Origin of the sequence: Psychrobacter sp. Sarcosine-3u-12, assembly GCF_002836005.1 — a bacterium.
In the GTDB taxonomy this organism is placed as follows: Bacteria; Pseudomonadota; Gammaproteobacteria; order Pseudomonadales; family Moraxellaceae; genus Psychrobacter; species Psychrobacter okhotskensis.
In genome coordinates, this window is the sequence record NZ_PJBY01000082.1 from 1 (window position 1) to 17,604 (window position 17,604).

The window sequence follows — 17,604 nt, forward strand, 5'->3', positions numbered from 1 at the left end:
TTAATTATTTATCTATTTTAAGGGTTAATAACCGATAAATCCGCTTACATTGTCATCAAAAGTTACAAATTCAAAGTTATTTTTAATTTTAAAGTCGCAATAGCTAATGAATTTTTTGATGAAGAATCATTTTATAAGCAATAGAACAGTCTTATACTTGCTTCATTCGCTTTTAACGCTAACACTATAATCAAAGTATTCTTAACTGCTAACACACTATAATTGCTGCTCTACCGATTCAATATCAGCATAAACTTGGGTCGTCCCGTCTTTATTGAGTTGCATAACCTGATAGGGCATGAATTTATTTTGATACTTCATACCCGGGCTACCAACAGGCATGCCAGGTACGGCAAGACCCATAGCTTGTACTGGCGGATTTTCTAAAAACTGCGCCATATATTTAGCGGGTACATGACCTTCAAAGACGTAACCATCAGTAGTGACTACAGTATGGCAAGAACGCATTTCATTTGGAACGCTGTAGCGCTCTTTAAATACGGCTAAGTCCGCAACATCTTGCGCGGTTGCACTTAGACCATTATCTTCTGCATGACTTATCCATTCTTTACAGCAGCCGCAATTGGCATCTTTATAGACAGTGGCTGAGACGTTTTTTAGTAGGTCTGGTTTACTTACTGATGTCATCATAGGAGTATTTATAACGTTTGGTTCAGCTGTCTTCGGAACAGTCACTACATCTTCAGTTGATGCCGATGTTGTGCTTGCATCAGATACGCCACTACTCGGTTGGCTACAAGCAAATAGTGATGAGGCGGCAAGTAATACTAACGTACTACGCAACCCCTTAGACAGATAACGATTGAATATAAGACTGGATTTTATTTTTAAGGGGGTCATAGTGCTCTCTCATGTACTGTAGATATTGTGAGCTATAGAAGGTCAAGTAACACTTCATATCGTTTGGTAATGTAGCATAATAACCCATCAAACGGAGTACGTAAATTTATCCATTGAGCAGTGCGGACTGGTATCATAAGCAGTTTTCATTTTGAAATGCTGCCTGTAGTATTAACAGGTCTATCCGAGTTTTGGATTTTGACTAAAAATTCAAAACTCATAATTTTGGATAATTTGCGATGCGCCTGTCTACTATTAATCTACAAAAGCGTTTGAGTACTCACTCAAATCAATTACCGCTATGGTTTACGCTAGTAGCAGCATGGCTTGCAGGGGCTATTTTTTTATTTGCGCTAGCGCCTCATGGGTTCTGGCCGCTAGCAATAGTGTCACCAGCGATTTTATATGCGCTGTTGGTACCAAATATGAGTGGTCGTCGCGCTTTTATTATCGGTGAAGCTTACGGTATGGGGCTATGGTGCGTCGGCGGCTTTTGGCTCTATACTGCCATCCATGATTATAGCGATACTCCAACGTGGCTCGCATTGATTATGATTGGATTGATGGGTCTCGGTATGGGACTGTTTCATGGATTTTTAGCACTAGTCTTTAACCGTATGGTAGGCAAACAACCCTTTTCATTTGCTGCTCTTTGGGTGCTACAAGAATGGTTAAAAACTTGGTTATTCACAGGCTTTCCGTGGCTATTTGTTGGTTATGCATTTACTGAAGAGTATTGGTTATCGTCCTTAGCACCCGTTGCTGGTGTTTTTGCCGTCTCTTTTGTTGCCATACTATTGGCTGCAAGTTTAGTAGAGCTACTGCTTCGACGCAGTAGTTATGCCGTCGTTTCTGTACTGTTATTAGCCATTAGCACATCATTATGGCTGGTCAATCCGCAATGGACAAAACCTAAGGGCACACCTGATCTGTCAGTGTCATTGATTCAAGGTAATATTTCACAAGATATAAAGTGGCTGACGCAATATCAAGTAGAAACGCTAAAGATTTATGCGAAGTTAACGCGCACTGAGTGGGGACGTGATGTGGTGGTGTGGCCTGAATCATCTATTCCGATGTTTCAGGATGAGGCTGCGGGCTTTATTAGTGAAATGATAGAAATGGCCAATGCGACCAATACGACATGGATAACTGGTATCCCTTATAAGGATAAAGCGGCATTCAATGCCAGTACGGATAAGTATCCCCCATTTTACAATAGCGTGATTGCTCGAGGTGTAGAAGCGGAAGGCCTATACAAGAAGCAGCGTCTAGTGCCTTTTGGAGAGTATATTCCATTTGAAGGCGTGCTCGATATTTTCCCAAGTTTGGCCGGTAGTCAGGATATTAAGAGCTATAGTCGTGGTAGTGATCAGCAGTCACCGCTAAAGGTGCGTGAACACAATATAGGGACGGCTATCTGTTATGAGGTAGCTTATCCAGATACCACGCGTAAAAATGCCATCGATACTGACTTTTTGTTGACCGTCTCTAACGATGCCTGGTTTGGCACTTCAGCAGGACCATTGCAACATTTGCAAATGGTACAAATGCGCGCGCTTGAGAACGGGCGCTGGTTTATTCGAGCGACCAATACTGGTGTTACCGCTATCATTAACCATAAAGGTCGTATTGTAAAACGCGCACCGCAGTTTGAGCGTACTGTACTACGTGGTGAGATACAGGCACGGGTTGGTAACACTCCCTTTATGCTTATGGGAAATTATCCTATCTTGATAATAATAACTCTGTTATTACTACTAAGCTATTTTGGCAAAGGTCTAACCACACTTAGAGGACGAGGGTAATAGTAAACTTAATCATAATAATTTAATCAGCGTAAGTTTTTTATTTTTTCTAGGTAACGTCCTAACGCACGTAAATATAAAAGTTTTAAACTATTGATCACATAAGAACTGATTGAAAAAATTATGTCGACATAAGGCACGCGCCTCATACTTAAAAAGAGATAGCTATATACGGTCTATCATCTTTTAGTTGATACTTTCATTTAATGCACGCGATTTTTGATTGTCATCTGCCTTAATACCAAATTCAATAGTTGCATGTTGTATATTCTGATGCGCCAAATCTTCCTTAATATTTTCTTTCATAATAAGAGTCTCTTCTAATGTCACATCGCTCTTCGGTACGATATGAACTGTCAGAGCATTCTCAGTGGTACTCAAGGCCCAGATGTGCAGATGATGAAAGTTTTGAATAAATTTATAGCTCTCTAAGATAGCAGTGATTTTACTGAGATCAACATTTTGAGGTACTCCGTCAATAGCAAGCTTGATACTCTCTTTTAGTAGACCCCAAGTCGATAACAGTATCACGATTGAAATAATCAAGCTGACTAAAGGATCAATGATATTCCAACTTGTATAGTAAATAATAATGCCTGAGATAACGACACCTAGAGAGACCAATGCATCTACCATCAGATGCAAGAAAGCACCTTTAATATTAATATCGTCTTTTTGACCTTTATAGAATGCAAAAGCAGAAACAGTATTTATAAATACACCTATTAGGGCTGTAATAATAATCACTTTTCCTGCAACTTCCGGTATGGTATCAAACCGACTCAAAGCCTCATATGCAATGCCTATAACAACTACAACTAACAATATGGCGTTAATAAGAGAAGCCATTATAGAAGCTTTTTTGTAGCCATAAGTATAAAGCGTGGTAGATGCTTTCTGTGCTAATTTCATCCCAATTAACGAGATTATTAAACTGGCAACATCACTTAAGTTATGGCTAGCGTCTGCGATTAAAGCTAATGAATTGATTGAGTAGCCCACTATGAACTCAATCAGCGTGAATGCAGAATTTAGACCAATTCCAATATAGAAAGCCTTATTCATATTTTTAGGGTTTGGAGCTTGGTGACTGTGGTTATCTGAATTACTCATGATTCATCCGTATTTAGATTGCTGCATTTTAATTTGAAGAAAAATATATAAAGTCTATTAAATAGCTATTATGGTAATAAGTCTATATCTCATCTCAACCAGTGATTTTTTGGACAGGTATAATAATGAGAAGGTGAGTGTATGATGTATATATTTCACATGCAGTCGAAAGACAAAAATATCTTATGTTTTATCTGAGATTGATGTGCCACTACAAACTATCTTGAATCGGAAAAATCGATGAGTCAAACCGTTATCCATTATTTTCTACATTTTGGCATGCCGTTGATTATCGCCTATATGTTTTTTCGTAGTGACTATAAGCGAGTTTATTTGATCCTAATAGCAACCATGCTAGTTGATTTAGATCATCTTCTAGCGACACCTATCTTTTCGCCCAATCGTTGTAGTATTAATTTCCATCCGCTACATACTTATTATGCGATGGCAGTATATGCGGGCATGTTGTTTTTACCAAAGCCCTATAAGATAATTGGTTTAGGGTTATTACTGCATATGTTGACTGATTTAAATGACTGTATAATGACCTATATTAATTGTCCACAGTGTTTGAGTCAGGCTCCTGCCCGTGAGTTGGTAGCGTGGTTAGGCAGAGCTATTAAGTTTTAATACGGTTGTGACTACATTCCTTTGTTCAGAGGATATAGTCTAAACAGAGTTTGTGGCACAGCCAGCTATCAGTACAGTGGATAGTGGAGGAATGGTAAAGATAATTTTCAAGTTATACTCCTACTTAAACCACCCTAGTATGGTTGGAAATTTAACGTCTTGTGAGTATGTACTAAATGCTAACTTCAAAATAATTGAAATACTTACGCTAAATGATGATAAAAAAAGCCTAAGCAATTTAATGCAGAACTAGATATTAAAAACCTAGTCTATATGTCAAACAAAAAAATGCCTCTGGGAGTTGACTCCTAGAGGCATTTAGTTTTTAATGTAATTAACGGTTACAGTGTGCGTCAACACGCTGTAACGAACAAATAAGCACACAGACTGCGTTATTTGAACAGCATTAAATGCCCGTTTAGGGTCATTTTATCCAAAAACTGCTTTCATATCAACCTTATTCACTATACATTTTAAAAACTGCTTGTTCGCTCGTTACATCCTTGTGCTGCTCTCTTTGTACCCGTTACCCGTCAAATGGGTGGCAGGCCTCGGCGACGACTGCGTTTGACACAGGGGTAAGCTCTCGACAGGGGGTTCTAGACATATTGAGCAACGCAATGAGTGGTTACTCGTGCATATCGTAGCGGTATATTGGGTTTATGCCCTTGCTAGCGTATGACAGCACAGTAGCGGTTAAGAGCGTGTCTAGGCGGTGCTATCAGCCGTAATCTTAACAACCGTAGCTTGATACAGTGATACGGTCTTGATGACGCGATGGGCGATGAAGTCGGCATGACTAATCACATCAAATCCAAGGAATGCACTAAAGCGATTGTGAGTATTTTATCTACTCATAATCGCTTTAGGGTGAGTGTTCCTTGAAATCTGCTCAAGGCTCCAAAATCAGCATAAATTCACTTAGGCTAATTTAAGTAGTATATAGCCCACTCGGCTATATACTATAAGAGTCCAGAGAAAAATTTAGAATAGTTATTATACAGCAGTCACTTATTCAGTGAGTCGATATTGTCATGGTTGATTCATAAGCTTAGTGTGAATAGAACGAGATCTATGCCTTGGGTAAACTACCTCCCAAACTTATAACTGTTCTTTATCTTGAAATCCTAATTAAACTGAAACCTCGAATACTTTTATTTAGTCAGCATCCAAAGTATTATCTTTGTTTTGAATAAGTATTAGAGCATCTTGTGCTTTCTTAAGTTGATCTTGTAACAGAGTCACTTGTTCCTGCTTTGATAAATGACGGCTTGATAGCTCGCTATATTGTTTATTCAATACGCTATGCTCGGCTTCAAGCTTAGCCTGAGTTTGAGTCAGCTGATTATTAAGTCCTGATAGCTTGTCACGTTCAGCGGTGACTGCCTTTAACTCTCCTTTGATCTCTGCGGTAGCCGTTTGTATATCATTCCGCTCAGTGGTGACTGCCTTTAGCTCTGACTTAGTATTTTTAAGTTCAATCTTTAAACGTGCAATCTCTGCCTTATCACTATCAGCTGTGGCTTTAAGCGTGGCTACCTCACCAAGACTGCTAGTCAGCTCTATAGATTGCTTATCTAATGCATTACTCACCTCTGCAAGCTGTGATTGCGCGGTCTTAGCCTTAGTGCGTTCAAGCTCTAATTCATGCCTAGTATCTAATAGCGTCTGTTTGGTAGCGTCATGGTCAGCTGTGGCTTGCTGTGCGCTTTTAGTTGCTGTTTCCGCAGTGCCGGTCACCTCGTCCAGTTGCTGTAGTAAATCCGCTTGTTCCCCCTCCAAGGTCTTAACCGCTTCTTGCGCTTCGTCCATCTCTGCTTGTGCCTTGATCTTAACCACCTCTAAAGCTTCACGCTCTTTAGACAATCTATCATTAGCCATATCAATAGCCGTCTGCCACATATCAGCCCCAAGCGTGTGCAAGCGTTCTGTGATACCACTAGGTAAGTCTACTTGCTGTAGCTCTTGCTCTTCTTGCTGTTCTCGCTTCCAGCTTTGCATAGCATCACTGATAGTCGTGAATGATCCACCGCCTAGCGCCTTACGCACCTCTGCCAGTGTCGGCTTAACCCCTTGCTCTTGTAATTGGTCTGCTGCTGCATGAATATCTTGTATCGTGAGTGCCATGATTTTGTATCCCTTAATAGTATATTGTAGTATGTTGTATATAATATACTACAATATACAACATACTACAATATAGAATGTAAAAAAACCCCAAGTAATCTTGAGGTCATGTGCTTGTTATTTAATGCCTAGTGATCGGTTAGGTATTCTTCTAGGGCATCGTTGATCATGTCTTGATAGTTACCGCCTGTTTGCTTAGCTCTGTCCTTGAATTTGGCAAGGATACTTGGGCTAATGACACTGGTTTCCGTAGACAACGCTTGAGATTTGATACTGCCACGGATCGCGCCTGACCAGTCGGTGACTTCTGGAATGTCCGATAAATCAATGTCGTCATCGCTAAGCGTGGCTAGATGCTCTGAGTCTGCTTGCTGCTTAGCAGTTAGTGGCGGTAATTCGTCTATTTTATCATCTAACGCCGTAAAACCACGTCCTTCTAGGGCGTGGATATCAGGCGTCAGTCGTTGTCGCCCAGTATGGCGAACCCCTTGATACCCAACTGCATTGAGATCATAATTACTCCATGAAAACGCTCAAACTACGCATCAAAGACAAACACGCCACTCAGCTCAATATCTTAGCTGGGGCAGTCAACTTTGTCTGGAACTACGTCAATGAGCTAAGTTTTAAACATTTACAGCGCACGGGCAAATTCTTTTCAGCCTATGACTTGGCCGCTTATACTAAAGGGGCGGGTGAATACCTGAATCTGCACAGTCAAACCTTGCAAGCGATCAGTGAGGTTCACGCTAAATCCCGTAAACAGTTTAAAAAAGCCAAACTCAACTGGCGTACCAATAACCCAAAAGCCAAGAGAAGAAGCTTGGGCTGGATTCCGTTTAAAAAGACCGCCATTAAGCACCTAACAACCCGTCAGTCAGGCAAGAAAAGCCTTAAATCTACTATTCAGCTAAGCCTCGCTAAAGGCAAAAAGCTGATCATTGATTTGTGGGATAGCTATAACCTCTCGCTCTATACCATCAATACTTGTGAGCTGGTACAAGATGCACGAGGTCACTGGTACGCCTGTATCACCGTCAAAGAATTTCCAAAAACAGTTTGTGGTACGGGCCAAGTCGGTATTGATTTAGGCTGTAAAGATGCCGCAGTCAGTAGTGAGGGTGATCAGCTACAAATCAAAGTCACCCATCAATACGCAGAAAAACTGGCCATCGCTCAACGTGCCAAAAACAAAAAACGGGTTAAGGTCATTCATGCCAAGATTAAAAACACCCGCCAAGATCTGATTCATAAATTCACATCAAAGCTTGTCAAAGCCAACAGCTTAATCGTTGTTGGTAAAATCAAATCAAACTCATTCACTTCATCCAAACTGGCCAAATCCGTCTATGATGCTGGTTGGTTTGAGATTAAGCGGCAACTGGATTATAAATGCGCGAACGCAGGTTGCCACTATATCGAAGTCAATGAAGCGTACACCACCCAAACCTGCTCGTGTTGCGGCTCTCGCCAAGACAGTCCGAAAGGTAGAGAAGGTCTTGGTATAAGAGCATGGTTTTGTCGTTCTTGTAAAACGACCCATAACAGAGATGTTAATGGAGCAAAAAACATTCTCGCGGTCGGGCTTGGCCGTCTTTAGTAGGAATCCCCGTTCCTTTAGGTCGGGGAGGAAGTCAATCTGTGGTAACGTGATCAGAGGTATAGTCATTATTAGCAATTATATGGCGTCGTATGACCACATAAGGTTTGTTATCGAATGTTTAGGTCGAAATACTAACCAATATATTTAGACGTCTCTACAGAGCTTTCTCGTTCGTTTTAGGACACATAGCCAGAATGGAAAATAAAAAAGTGCCTGATTCTTAGGATCAAGCACTTTTGTGAACTAACACTGTTTACTTAATAATGATATCGGCACTGAACGATGATAATGGCATCATCTTGAACCTCATAAACCAGTCTATGCTCTTGATCAATGCGACGCGACCAATAGCCTGCCAGATCGTGTTTGAGTGGTTCAGGTTTACCAATACCCTCAAATGGGTCACGTTTGATGGCTTTAATCAGCTTACTTATTTGCTTGACCTTCTCTTTGCTGGTTTTTTGCCAGTATTCGTAGTCCTCCCACGCATCCTGTGTCCAAGATAAGATCAAGCGTCCACCTCATCATCACAAGTCAATAATGCGTCATCCGTATTGATGTCATGCTCGATTAAACGACCCGCCTTAGCATCGGCTATAGAGCGTCTGAGGCGCTTGGCATTAGTGGGGCTTTTTAGCAGATGAAGCGTTTCCTCATATGAATTAAACTCTTCTAAACTCATGAGTACCGCAGGTTTGGCGTTTTGTCTAGTAATCACGATCGGCGATTTGTCGGTATCTACCTTATCGATATATTTGGCTAGGCCCTTTCTAAAATCAGTGTAGTTCACAACATCCATAACGATTACTCCGTGTTTGGTCATCTTTATTTGTATGACTGATATTATATACCATATCTGTACTTATATCTGTACAGATATTTTACACTGATTTATTTATGGCGCTGGCCGCTCAATCCGTAATCACCCGCAGAAGTTTGTGGCGGCGTATTAAGATTAGAGGGTTTTTGATAATCAAAGGATAACGGCACGGTATTGGTTTGCGCCACTTGAGTTAAGAACAATTTGATTGCTTGAGACGGCGTTAATCCATAGCTTTCAAACACGGCAAAGGCGCTATCCTTGAGCTCTTGATCGAGCCTGATATTATAATTGGTTGTCGTCATGGCATTACAAATGGCTTATATATGTACGTACAATATAAACCATTTGTAATGCCAAAACTACTAAGCATGCTTTTTTCATATTATGATTTCTGCTTAGGGAACGTATAGCCTATCGCCAGTAAGTGCTTTTTGTGGGTCTTTAAAAAAGCTTCATCTCTTAATTGAGTGTGTAACCAGCTGATCACTTCTTGGGTACTTTTTCCTGAAGGCGCATAGCTACCAAATGGGGCATAGTTAGCCAATAGAGGCGCAAAACGGTCGATCTGTTTGACGGTTAAGGATGGTATATCTCTATTCTCATTATTCTGATTTAAGTCCTCCAGACTTTTTTTCTTGGTGGGCTTAGCTTTGACATTAAATTTTAGTCCTGTGACGGTACGACCACGTTTAACGTTTTCATAGGTGATTTTAATATCTGACTTTTCTGTTATTTCTTCAACGCTTGGGTTGATGACTCGACTTTTTAGGTTGTTAATACGTTCGTAAGATTTAGAAAGAGCTAGCTCCTCTCTAATTTCTTCAAGTGACATTGTCCACGAGCTCATTGCCTCATGTTTTTTGGCCAGATGGTATATATCTATTGAATATTCACCCTTCAGTTTAAGTACATCTTCTTTTTTATATTTAGTGAATGGATTATTTTCATCAAAAACCTTCAACATCAGTAGCACTTCATCTGTAAAACATAGAGACACATAGCCATCTTCATATATTGATCTGATGACCCACTGTACATTGACACGGCTACCGCGTTCATTTCTATAGCTAAAAAATCGCCTCATCATCGTTTCACTAGCATCTTTTAATTGAGTATAAGCAGAATCCACTTGAATGTTGCAAGCCTCTGCAAATGCTTTCGCGGTTATCTCTATAGTGTCTTTTTCAGTGGCATCTATCAAACGCACTACTGAACTAGCAAGCAACAGCAACCGTTTTTCATCAAGTGTCATTTCATAAAACGCTTGTAGAATACGATTTTGCATAACAACCCAATTTGCAGGGTATTTCTTCTCATATAAACCAACTTGGTTAGTCATATCTACGCCTTAATGCTCAAATCTATCTAATTGTAGCATAATACCTGCTGATTGTAGCTTTTAACCTAGCTGATTGTAGCATTAACCTAGCTGATTGTAGCATTAACCTAGCTGATTGTAGCTTTATAGATCTTGAAGCCCTTAATTGGTAAGGTCTGAGAGCGTCCTAAAAGTCTTTAAAAGTCTTTAAAAGTAAAAAATATGTTTTTATATTAAATAATAGGAAAAAAACCAAAAAACCGACGGATTTAAGATGATAATTTGATCGACCAATCACTTATAAAACTTATCAGTAGCTCAGAATGCAATTGTCCATTTACTTGATGTTAATCCTCGTTCACATAGTTCGGATCAAGCTTGGATCTTTGAAAATCTTCAAAAGCATGGTCAAAGATATTTTGAATATCTTCATCTGTCATTCTGGACAACCCTGTTTTCACATTCTCAATATCAGTCTCATTTTTTGTAGATAGTTTGTCTTCATTTTCAGTAGCCATTATCGACACATCTGTAAACACTTATCAAACCGTTGCTAAAAAGCCTAGAAACCACTCTTATATACGTTTTACGCTCTGTCCGATACGATGGTAGCTAAAGCTATTCTAAAACGCTTAAAACAGCCGATAACCGTCTCCTAACCTTTCGCTAATTAGTAGACGATCCAGCTGTACCTTCAATTAGGCGATTTCGAGTAGCTACTGTGATGATGAATAAATATCAAGCAATGAACCGTGGTCACTGTCCTGACTGTTTTTAGGTGGTGTAAAGCTGCTTGGTACCACCTCAGCTTTACTTTGTATTTTATTGGCAATTGCTTTCAAAAATTCACGGTGCTTTTTCAAACGAGCATATTTTTCATTATCGTGTGCGTCTAAAAAAATAGCTTGCAGTTCATGATTATCATCATCGTCTAATGCGTTGGCCAACCACTCCCCCAATATTTTATGTGCTTCAAGCCTGTCCTGATCAATCTCTTTTTTAAGAGCCTGTAATTGCTTAATCTTATTTGCGAATAAATCATCTGATATTACTGACATTACCTCATCCTTTTTTTAGCCAACTATGATAGAGTTGATCCTAGCAGTACATACATAGGTATGCAAGGTAGTAAAATACACAAGACCACATCGTTTCGTGGGCGCAGTAGTATTTTAACCCTCTGTTAAGAGCGAACTTAGGAGTTTATGTAAAAAAGACCCACAAGGGGTACTATTTTTTACATAAACTCCGTCGTTCGGCAGGGGGCGAACCCCCTACAACCCCCAAAAAATCATCTCTCAATATTGGGTTTTTTTGCTATGAATAATAAAGGGTTTCACCTGTCAGTTAGCGCCGTTAGTAAGGCGAAAAATCATAGCGTGGTGGCAAAGTCGGCTTATAATTCTGGCTCAAAACTGGTTGATGAGCAGTCAGGAGTCGTCCACGATTACACCAGTAAAGCTAAAGACAAAATCTTAAATTTAGTGGACAGTGATGGTACTAAATACACGCAAGTTATTGAGAAAAATGTGATGCATACGGCGTTGATAACGCCAACTCTTGCTGGGGATCTAGCAGTGACACGTGAGGGTTTTTGGAATGATATCGAACGCATTGAGACTCGTAAAAACGCGCAATTGGGTACTGAGATTGACGTGATGTTTCCTGATGGGATCACCGCGGATCAGCGTATAGTTCTGGCCGAGCGCTACGCTCAAACCTTATCTGATCGCTATAACGTGCTTGTCGATGTGGCCATTCATCGGCCCCACAGTCACGAGAAACATGTGGGGGAGGTTGAAGTGGTTGAGCTGACCAGTCGTAACTTTCATGCCCATATTTTACTCTCAAGCCGTGAGATAGTAGCGGATGTTGAGGGTTATGCTTTATCAGCACGCAAGAATTGGTTGCAGTGGTCAACGGAGGAGCGGTTATCTAAGGGGTTAAACGGACGCGGCGATGAGCTTAAATATCAACGCACCCTTTGGGCGGATATGGCCAATGAGCTACTGCCTAAGAATAAAACCATTAGTGAGAAATCCTACCGTGAGCTGGGCATCAATCGTTTGCCAAAAATGAAACTGGGTAAATCACTATATAAGGATATTCTCAAAGGCAATCGTTCAGTGATTCACGAATACAACGAGACGATTGATGAGATCAATGCTTACATTGAAAAAAATGGTTTAGTAATTGAGTACGACGACAAGGGACGTATTGACCTAGAAAGCAATGAACAAGAGGTTAACGGCGTCACAATACATTATAAAAAGCGTAAACCCTTTGCGCGAATTGAGCTCAGTAATATCCGATTTGTAGATCCTGCCGTTGAACTTGAACCCGCTATCCCTAAAAGTAACAGTCAGACGCATAGTGATGCGGCCAATGATCACGCACTTGATGAGCTTTTAGCAATCTCAGCCGACTTTGTGAGTCAAAAAAAGATGGTACGCAGCGCCTTATTTTCAACCATTGATGCGCTGCATGAAGAGTTAGCGCACCAGTCTAAACAGATTATTACTATTGATAAAAACATTAAGAGTACCCAGCGGTTCACCGAGGAGGTGGGACAGGATTTTAGTGACCCCCGCCAAAAAATGATTGAGCTTGCCAGGCAGATAAGCACAAAAGAGCAAAGTGAGGCACTAAAGGCGGCTTTAGCGTTGGTTGAGGAGTTTAGACAAGATGATACCCTACAAACAGGCCGCGCTGTTAGCCGTCTTGAAGAGCAGCTGTCACAGATTGATAAAACGGTGCTGAACAATAAAACGGTTTTAAAAAAGCTGATCCCGCTTAATAATGAAGTCATTGCGGACTACAAAGGGTTGAAGGCCACGCTAAAACCCTTTGCCGCAAAGCTGAATAAACTGGCGACTGGCTTTAAAGCTCTTGATGAGATTGATATTGAAAAATCCGACTTATCCTTACAGTGGGATCAAGCGTTTGCGGATCTACAAGAGATAGACGTCACCAATAACATGGACACTTATCATAAGTTTGCCGCATTTGCAGATCTGGATGTTGAGCGCTTTAAATATCTTCAAAAAGAGCGTGAGGCGCTCAGTACGTTAAAAGCAGTAGAGGTAGACGCGGATGCTTACACTCGTTTAACGGCATTGACCGCTGATGTTAAAGCGTTTAAGACTGCCAATGATAACGACATCAAACAGTTAAAGCAGCAAATTAATACCAGTCAAAAAACCTATCAGCGCCTGTCGCCGTTTTATGAGCAGCGTATCGCCTTACTGGATCAAAGTGAAGCTGTGATTGTGCAAGATGATGACCTATACGATGAGATTACCCGTACCAAGACCACTCAATTGAACGCAGATCGGCTTGATGACTGGCGCAACCGTACGATGGTGCTTCACCACCAGCTCAATAAAGCACATGAGCAAGCAAAGCTTAAGGAAGAGGCTGAGCGCGCACGAGAGGAGGCTTTAACCAGGCGGCGAGTAGCTTTACAACAGAGACGGCAGCAGGCATCTCTTAAGCGTCAGCGAATCAATGAGACCAAAGCATATCGAGATCGATTTGACAATTTAGTGGTACGGGTGCGTGACCGCGTTGATGCCCTTGATTTTAAGGCCGTTGATGCACCGATCGAAGTGATCAACGCGGCTGAGGCGGTTGCCGCACAAGCATTTATATTCACTACTCTAAAACACACTGACAGCTTTACGACACTACAAAAAAGTTTACGAGACACCGATGCCAAAAAAATTGCAACGCAGGTGCAGAAGGCAGCAACGACGCTATGGCAACAGCTTGAGCGCTTGCCTGACAATCAAGATAAGGTCGAGGTATTAACCCAGATCAATGAGCGCTTTGAGCACGTTCCTGCTATCACCATAGATGGGGCAACGCTCACACAAACTGTGACAGATCACCTGCAAAAAACGAAGAACGCCATCCAAGCGCATGAACAAGCACAAACACGCCGCTACTCCTCACCACGCCCATTTTAGGCGGCATTATAATAATGAGTACCCCATGAATAAAGACAATAGCAATGAGCAAGACATACACGATCAACTTGTTAACCTAGTGACTTCATTGACTCCGGTCATTGGGGCCTTGCGTGAGCTGATTAAGCGAGCCGATGATGCGGTAGCGAGGCGGCTTGAGCGTTCGCTTAGCGGTATTGATAGCAAGGTGAATGAGGTGTCTTCTGCCATTGAAGAATTAGGTAGTAGCGCAAGCACGACTTCGCAGGCATTGAGCCAGTATCAAGAACTCGTGTTAAAGCAGCTTCAAGCAGCAGTGACGGCTTTCACTGACAATGAGATGCCGCGTCGTTATGATGACAAAATAGCGGGCATCATCACCGATATGAAACAGCAGATTGATACGGCTGTAGAGTCGGTCGTCACTGCTAAAAACGATAGCATAGAGGTACAAATCAGTACCATGCAAGGAGTTGCTGATAAACTTAGCGCAAGCGCTGACAATCTAGCCCTATTCACCAATCAGTACCAAGCTGGTCATAAGCAGATTATTGAAGATATTGAGACCTTTGAGACCACCACCAAAACGCGGATTGAGCAGGTCGAGGGTAGAGCTAGTAAAGACTTGGACAAAATTCATAAGTCCATTGAGACTATGAGTATTAAAAGGATTGCAGCCGCTGTCGCAGCGGGTACGATGGCTGTGATAATAAGTTTGGTGGCTCTGGTATTTTGGTATGTGCCAAGCTTTGATGAGATTGCAGAGATGAAATACCAGCAAGCAGAGCTACAGCGCGGCATCGATGAGCTTGAAACGGGTTGGAAACAGGCCTTTAATAATGCTCAAAGTGCGCAGTTTATTTTGGCTTGTGATGTTAATAAAGAGCAGCCTGATGCAATCAGCTGGTGCGTTAGAGCAGACAGTAAGAGTGTTTTGAGAGATGAGAGAGGCTTTGTTTATTATAAAATAGCTGGGGTGCCGCGTGCAAAGCCGACTGAGTAAAGACGTATGGCAATAGTGAGCTATATTGCCCAAAAGTGCGTCTTCTGAAACATATAAGACTGAAAAAAGGCTTGTTTGATTGTCGTTATCTTTGTCTATATTAAAAAGCCAGATAATGACACTTTATCTGGCTTTAAGGGTTATTGTTTCTTGTTAAACAAGAAGTCTGTAAATATAAGCTAAAGTGACTAGGCTGCTTGGTCAGTGTAAGCTGTGACCAACTCTATAAAAGCAGTTTCAAGGATGCTTAAAGTGTAGTCGTCAACGATAAGACCATCATCCAGCTGTCGTTGCACCCAGACATAAATCGCTTCATCATTATAAAGAATAGCGTCAACACCAAGTAATGATGCCAGTTGTACGCCTTGCTGTACTTGTAAGCTGAATAACAGCTTAGAGGCTAAATTTTTAGTCTGTTCACTAAACCAAGCGCAGCTGTTGAGCCGCGATAGATTGTTATTCATTAGTATTCTCCTGCAGATTATTGTGTATAAATAATGGATAAAATGACTTACTACAGGTCAAATTATACCTATATTTTAATCTATCGCAAGAGAAAATAACCTTCTGTAGGTCTTTTTATACTTTTAAAGGTGATAATGTCTTATGAGCGAAGGTGTTCACTCAGGCGACTCACTGCTGTCCTCATTTATGATTTCATATAAATCACCAACATTGATTCTAAGATACGTGCATAAAGACTCGATGACATCTAGATCAACTCGGGTGGCTTCTTCATGATACATGCGAGTAATGGTGCCACGATTGATGCCAGTATCCCTTGCGACATCGGCAATTTTAAGGCGTCTTTCGCCCATGATGGTCGATAAGTGACACTTCACCATAGTGGTTTCCTCATTAACGATTGGTGGTTTTGATTGGTGAGCAGATTATAACGAATATGAGTGGCTAACGTATTCCTTTTAGTAGCTCAAATTGATATTCAACAGCGGTAATTTACCTGGTAGTAGGCAGTTCGTTATGCTGTCTTTGATACAGGACGTCTATCATGATGGATATACGCTAGTTAGAAAAGGTGATGCTATTTTTACTATGAAGTATTGCTATTAGTAGTAATGTGACGTACATTTTTAGTTATACTTATATACTTATATACTTATATACTTATATACTTATATACTTATATACTTATATACTTATATACTCAATACATACTACAGGGATCTGTATTTATGAAGGTAATCGCGGTATTAAATCAAAAGGGTGGCAGCGGTAAGACTACCATCGCAACGCATTTGGCTCGTGGCTTACAGCTAAAAGGCCATAGTGTTTTGTTGGTGGATAGTGACCAGCAGGGCAGTGCGCGTGACTGGAGAGCAGTTGATGAAGACAATCCGGTACCGGTGATTGGGCTCGATAGACCAACACTTGATAAAGATTTAAAAAACGTCTCTGATAAAGATTATGTGGTGATCGATGGATCGCCGCAAGCTACTAGTCTGGCTATTTCTGCTATAAAAGCGGCTGATTTTATATTGATTCCGGTGCAGCCGAGCCCCTATGATATCTGGGCGACCAGCGATTTGGTTGATTTAGTGCAGCAGCGTATTGAGATGATGGATGGCCAACTAAAGGCAGCCTTTGTTGTCTCACGCGCCATTCAAAATACCAATATTGGTAAAGAGGTTGCAACCGCGCTGCTTGATTATAATATTCCGGTATTAGAGACCAGAGTGATGCAGCGTGTTGCTTATCCTAACAGTGCTGCCCTTGGTAAGACAGTATTTGATACCGAATCGCCTAATAGCAATGCGATACAAGAGATAACCGCATTGGTCAGTGAGGTTCAAACATTTTTTGGTGAGGAGTAAGTCATGAGTTTATCAGCAGGTCGTCCTAGTAAGAACGTTAAGGATCAGTTAGCGCTATCAGATGTGACGGACAGTCCCAAAAAGACGGTACGCGTGAATTTTAATTTAGATGAAGATAAACACATTGCGCTCAAGCGGTACGCGCTTGAAAGCCGAAAAACGGTGACTGAGTTGTTGACTGAAATGATTGAGGAAAAATTGGTTGAGCGATAGGTATAAAAAAGGGACTTTCCTAAACTTTGTGTAACTTCTTATACCCTATTAGCAAATAGAAGTTACACAAAATCCAGGATGGGCTCGTGGTCGATGCCAATCCGTAACTGGACGTCTGCTCTGAATCGTTTTATGATTATGTTTGATGACCGTATCAGCAAGCATTTAATCTAAACGGCAGTTACACAGAATTCGGGATGGTCTCAAAAGCAGCGACAACTTCTACTATTAAAAAAGTAGTCGTTAAACCTAAGGCAACCATTAACTTCTTACTATTTTCTTCAGTAACAACCGCATGGCTATGATCATGATGTTCTGACATAAAA

General features: G+C 41.1%; 18 protein-coding genes and 1 pseudogene. 7 read left to right on the forward strand and 12 right to left on the reverse strand.

The genetic code is table 11. The annotated features are described in order from the left end of the window. Positions 1-216: 216 nt before the first annotated feature. Positions 217-861 carry a DUF411 domain-containing protein gene (locus CXF65_RS04935; protein WP_101204321.1) on the reverse strand — a complete coding sequence of 215 codons (645 nt, stop codon included), beginning with the start codon at positions 859-861 and terminating at the stop codon, positions 217-219. Between the two features lie 239 nt (positions 862-1,100). Between CXF65_RS04935 and lnt the strand changes: the two genes are divergently transcribed. Continuing rightward, the gene (gene lnt / locus CXF65_RS04940; RefSeq protein WP_101211254.1) at positions 1,101-2,669 is read left to right on the forward strand and encodes an apolipoprotein N-acyltransferase; all 1,569 of its coding nucleotides are present in this window, start codon (positions 1,101-1,103) and stop codon (positions 2,667-2,669) included. A 186-nt stretch (positions 2,670-2,855) separates the two neighbouring features. On the opposite strand, the gene CXF65_RS04945 is transcribed toward lnt, so the two are convergent. Next, positions 2,856-3,782, reverse strand: a complete 927-nt coding sequence (locus tag CXF65_RS04945; RefSeq protein ID WP_101211255.1) for a cation diffusion facilitator family transporter — start codon at positions 3,780-3,782, stop codon at positions 2,856-2,858. A gap of 240 nt (positions 3,783-4,022) precedes the next feature. Between CXF65_RS04945 and CXF65_RS04950 the strand changes: the two genes are divergently transcribed. After that, positions 4,023-4,412: a DUF6122 family protein gene (locus tag CXF65_RS04950; protein WP_025652669.1), complete on the forward strand. Its 390-nt coding sequence runs from the start codon at positions 4,023-4,025 to the stop codon at positions 4,410-4,412. A 1,158-nt stretch (positions 4,413-5,570) separates the two neighbouring features. Here CXF65_RS04950 and CXF65_RS04955 read toward each other — a convergent pair. After that, a complete protein-coding gene (locus CXF65_RS04955) occupies positions 5,571-6,539 on the reverse strand; it encodes a DNA-binding protein (RefSeq protein ID WP_025652670.1) in 969 nt (322 codons plus the stop codon). Positions 6,540-7,062: 523 nt separating this feature from the next. Between CXF65_RS04955 and CXF65_RS04960 the strand changes: the two genes are divergently transcribed. Next, positions 7,063-8,139 (forward strand): RNA-guided endonuclease InsQ/TnpB family protein, encoded by a 1,077-nt coding sequence (locus CXF65_RS04960; protein WP_101211256.1) that lies wholly within the window; start codon positions 7,063-7,065, stop codon positions 8,137-8,139. 260 nt (positions 8,140-8,399) lie between these two features. Here the strand turns inward: CXF65_RS04960 and CXF65_RS04965 are convergent, their stop codons facing one another. The 6 genes from CXF65_RS04965 to CXF65_RS04985 form a co-directional block, all read right to left on the reverse strand. Continuing rightward, the gene (locus CXF65_RS04965; protein WP_025652646.1) at positions 8,400-8,654 is read right to left on the reverse strand and encodes a Txe/YoeB family addiction module toxin; all 255 of its coding nucleotides are present in this window, start codon (positions 8,652-8,654) and stop codon (positions 8,400-8,402) included. Beyond that, a complete protein-coding gene (locus tag CXF65_RS04970; protein WP_025652647.1) occupies positions 8,651-8,941 on the reverse strand; it encodes a type II toxin-antitoxin system Phd/YefM family antitoxin in 291 nt (96 codons plus the stop codon). Before CXF65_RS04970 ends, CXF65_RS04965 begins: the two co-directional genes overlap by 4 nt. A 92-nt stretch (positions 8,942-9,033) precedes the next feature. Next, entirely contained in the window at positions 9,034-9,267 is a 234-nt protein-coding gene (locus CXF65_RS04975) for a type II toxin-antitoxin system RelB/DinJ family antitoxin (RefSeq protein WP_025652648.1), read from the reverse strand. Between the two features lie 80 nt (positions 9,268-9,347). Beyond that, positions 9,348-10,304, reverse strand: a complete 957-nt coding sequence (locus CXF65_RS04980; RefSeq protein WP_025652649.1) for a replication initiation protein — start codon at positions 10,302-10,304, stop codon at positions 9,348-9,350. 326 nt (positions 10,305-10,630) lie between these two features. Beyond that, on the reverse strand, positions 10,631-10,801 hold the full coding sequence (locus CXF65_RS14915; protein WP_156410067.1) for a hypothetical protein: 171 nt from the start codon (positions 10,799-10,801) through the stop codon (positions 10,631-10,633). Between the two features lie 198 nt (positions 10,802-10,999). After that, positions 11,000-11,341 (reverse strand): hypothetical protein, encoded by a 342-nt coding sequence (locus tag CXF65_RS04985; RefSeq protein WP_025652650.1) that lies wholly within the window; start codon positions 11,339-11,341, stop codon positions 11,000-11,002. Between the two features lie 261 nt (positions 11,342-11,602). On the opposite strand from CXF65_RS04985, the gene CXF65_RS04990 reads away from it, so the two are divergent. Both CXF65_RS04990 and CXF65_RS04995 read left to right on the forward strand, forming a co-directional pair. After that, entirely contained in the window at positions 11,603-14,251 is a 2,649-nt protein-coding gene (locus tag CXF65_RS04990; protein ID WP_101211257.1) for a MobA/MobL family protein, read from the forward strand. A gap of 25 nt (positions 14,252-14,276) precedes the next feature. Further along, entirely contained in the window at positions 14,277-15,233 is a 957-nt protein-coding gene (locus CXF65_RS04995; RefSeq protein ID WP_025652652.1) for a hypothetical protein, read from the forward strand. Positions 15,234-15,421: 188 nt separating this feature from the next. Here CXF65_RS04995 and CXF65_RS05000 read toward each other — a convergent pair whose 3' ends face one another. Together CXF65_RS05000 and CXF65_RS05005 are read right to left on the reverse strand one after the other, a co-directional pair. Continuing rightward, positions 15,422-15,697, reverse strand: a complete 276-nt coding sequence (locus tag CXF65_RS05000) for a hypothetical protein (protein ID WP_025652653.1) — start codon at positions 15,695-15,697, stop codon at positions 15,422-15,424. 156 nt (positions 15,698-15,853) lie between these two features. Further along, entirely contained in the window at positions 15,854-16,078 is a 225-nt protein-coding gene (locus CXF65_RS05005; RefSeq protein ID WP_025652654.1) for a helix-turn-helix domain-containing protein, read from the reverse strand. Positions 16,079-16,426: 348 nt separating this feature from the next. Here CXF65_RS05005 and parA point away from each other — a divergent pair, with 348 nt between their 5' ends. Further along, entirely contained in the window at positions 16,427-17,065 is a 639-nt protein-coding gene (parA, locus tag CXF65_RS05010) for a ParA family partition ATPase (RefSeq protein WP_101211258.1), read from the forward strand. Between the two features lie 3 nt (positions 17,066-17,068). Then, positions 17,069-17,278, forward strand: a complete 210-nt coding sequence (locus CXF65_RS05015; protein ID WP_025652656.1) for a plasmid partition protein ParG — start codon at positions 17,069-17,071, stop codon at positions 17,276-17,278. Between the two features lie 199 nt (positions 17,279-17,477). Here CXF65_RS05015 and CXF65_RS15030 read toward each other — a convergent pair. Further along, positions 17,478-17,600: pseudogene (locus tag CXF65_RS15030) on the reverse strand (cation transporter); the annotation flags it as partial. Positions 17,601-17,604: the final 4 nt, after the last annotated feature.

Excerpts from the sequence above, each read along its gene's own strand:
- CXF65_RS04935 (WP_101204321.1), bottom strand. The coding sequence starts at position 861 with ATGACCCCCTTAAAAATAAAATCCAGTCTTATATTCAATCGTTATCTG.
- lnt (WP_101211254.1), top strand. The coding sequence starts at position 1,101 with ATGCGCCTGTCTACTATTAATCTACAAAAGCGTTTGAGTACTCACTCA.
- CXF65_RS04945 (WP_101211255.1), bottom strand. The coding sequence starts at position 3,782 with ATGAGTAATTCAGATAACCACAGTCACCAAGCTCCAAACCCTAAAAAT.
- CXF65_RS04950 (WP_025652669.1), top strand. The coding sequence starts at position 4,023 with ATGAGTCAAACCGTTATCCATTATTTTCTACATTTTGGCATGCCGTTG.
- CXF65_RS04955 (WP_025652670.1), bottom strand. The coding sequence starts at position 6,539 with ATGGCACTCACGATACAAGATATTCATGCAGCAGCAGACCAATTACAA.
- CXF65_RS04960 (WP_101211256.1), top strand. The coding sequence starts at position 7,063 with ATGAAAACGCTCAAACTACGCATCAAAGACAAACACGCCACTCAGCTC.
- CXF65_RS04970 (WP_025652647.1), bottom strand. The coding sequence starts at position 8,941 with ATGGATGTTGTGAACTACACTGATTTTAGAAAGGGCCTAGCCAAATAT.
- CXF65_RS04975 (WP_025652648.1), bottom strand. The coding sequence starts at position 9,267 with ATGACGACAACCAATTATAATATCAGGCTCGATCAAGAGCTCAAGGAT.
- CXF65_RS04980 (WP_025652649.1), bottom strand. The coding sequence starts at position 10,304 with ATGACTAACCAAGTTGGTTTATATGAGAAGAAATACCCTGCAAATTGG.
- CXF65_RS14915 (WP_156410067.1), bottom strand. The coding sequence starts at position 10,801 with ATGGCTACTGAAAATGAAGACAAACTATCTACAAAAAATGAGACTGAT.
- CXF65_RS04985 (WP_025652650.1), bottom strand. The coding sequence starts at position 11,341 with ATGTCAGTAATATCAGATGATTTATTCGCAAATAAGATTAAGCAATTA.
- CXF65_RS04990 (WP_101211257.1), top strand. The coding sequence starts at position 11,603 with ATGAATAATAAAGGGTTTCACCTGTCAGTTAGCGCCGTTAGTAAGGCG.
- CXF65_RS04995 (WP_025652652.1), top strand. The coding sequence starts at position 14,277 with ATGAATAAAGACAATAGCAATGAGCAAGACATACACGATCAACTTGTT.
- CXF65_RS05000 (WP_025652653.1), bottom strand. The coding sequence starts at position 15,697 with ATGAATAACAATCTATCGCGGCTCAACAGCTGCGCTTGGTTTAGTGAA.
- CXF65_RS05005 (WP_025652654.1), bottom strand. The coding sequence starts at position 16,078 with ATGGTGAAGTGTCACTTATCGACCATCATGGGCGAAAGACGCCTTAAA.
- parA (WP_101211258.1), top strand. The coding sequence starts at position 16,427 with ATGAAGGTAATCGCGGTATTAAATCAAAAGGGTGGCAGCGGTAAGACT.
- CXF65_RS05015 (WP_025652656.1), top strand. The coding sequence starts at position 17,069 with ATGAGTTTATCAGCAGGTCGTCCTAGTAAGAACGTTAAGGATCAGTTA.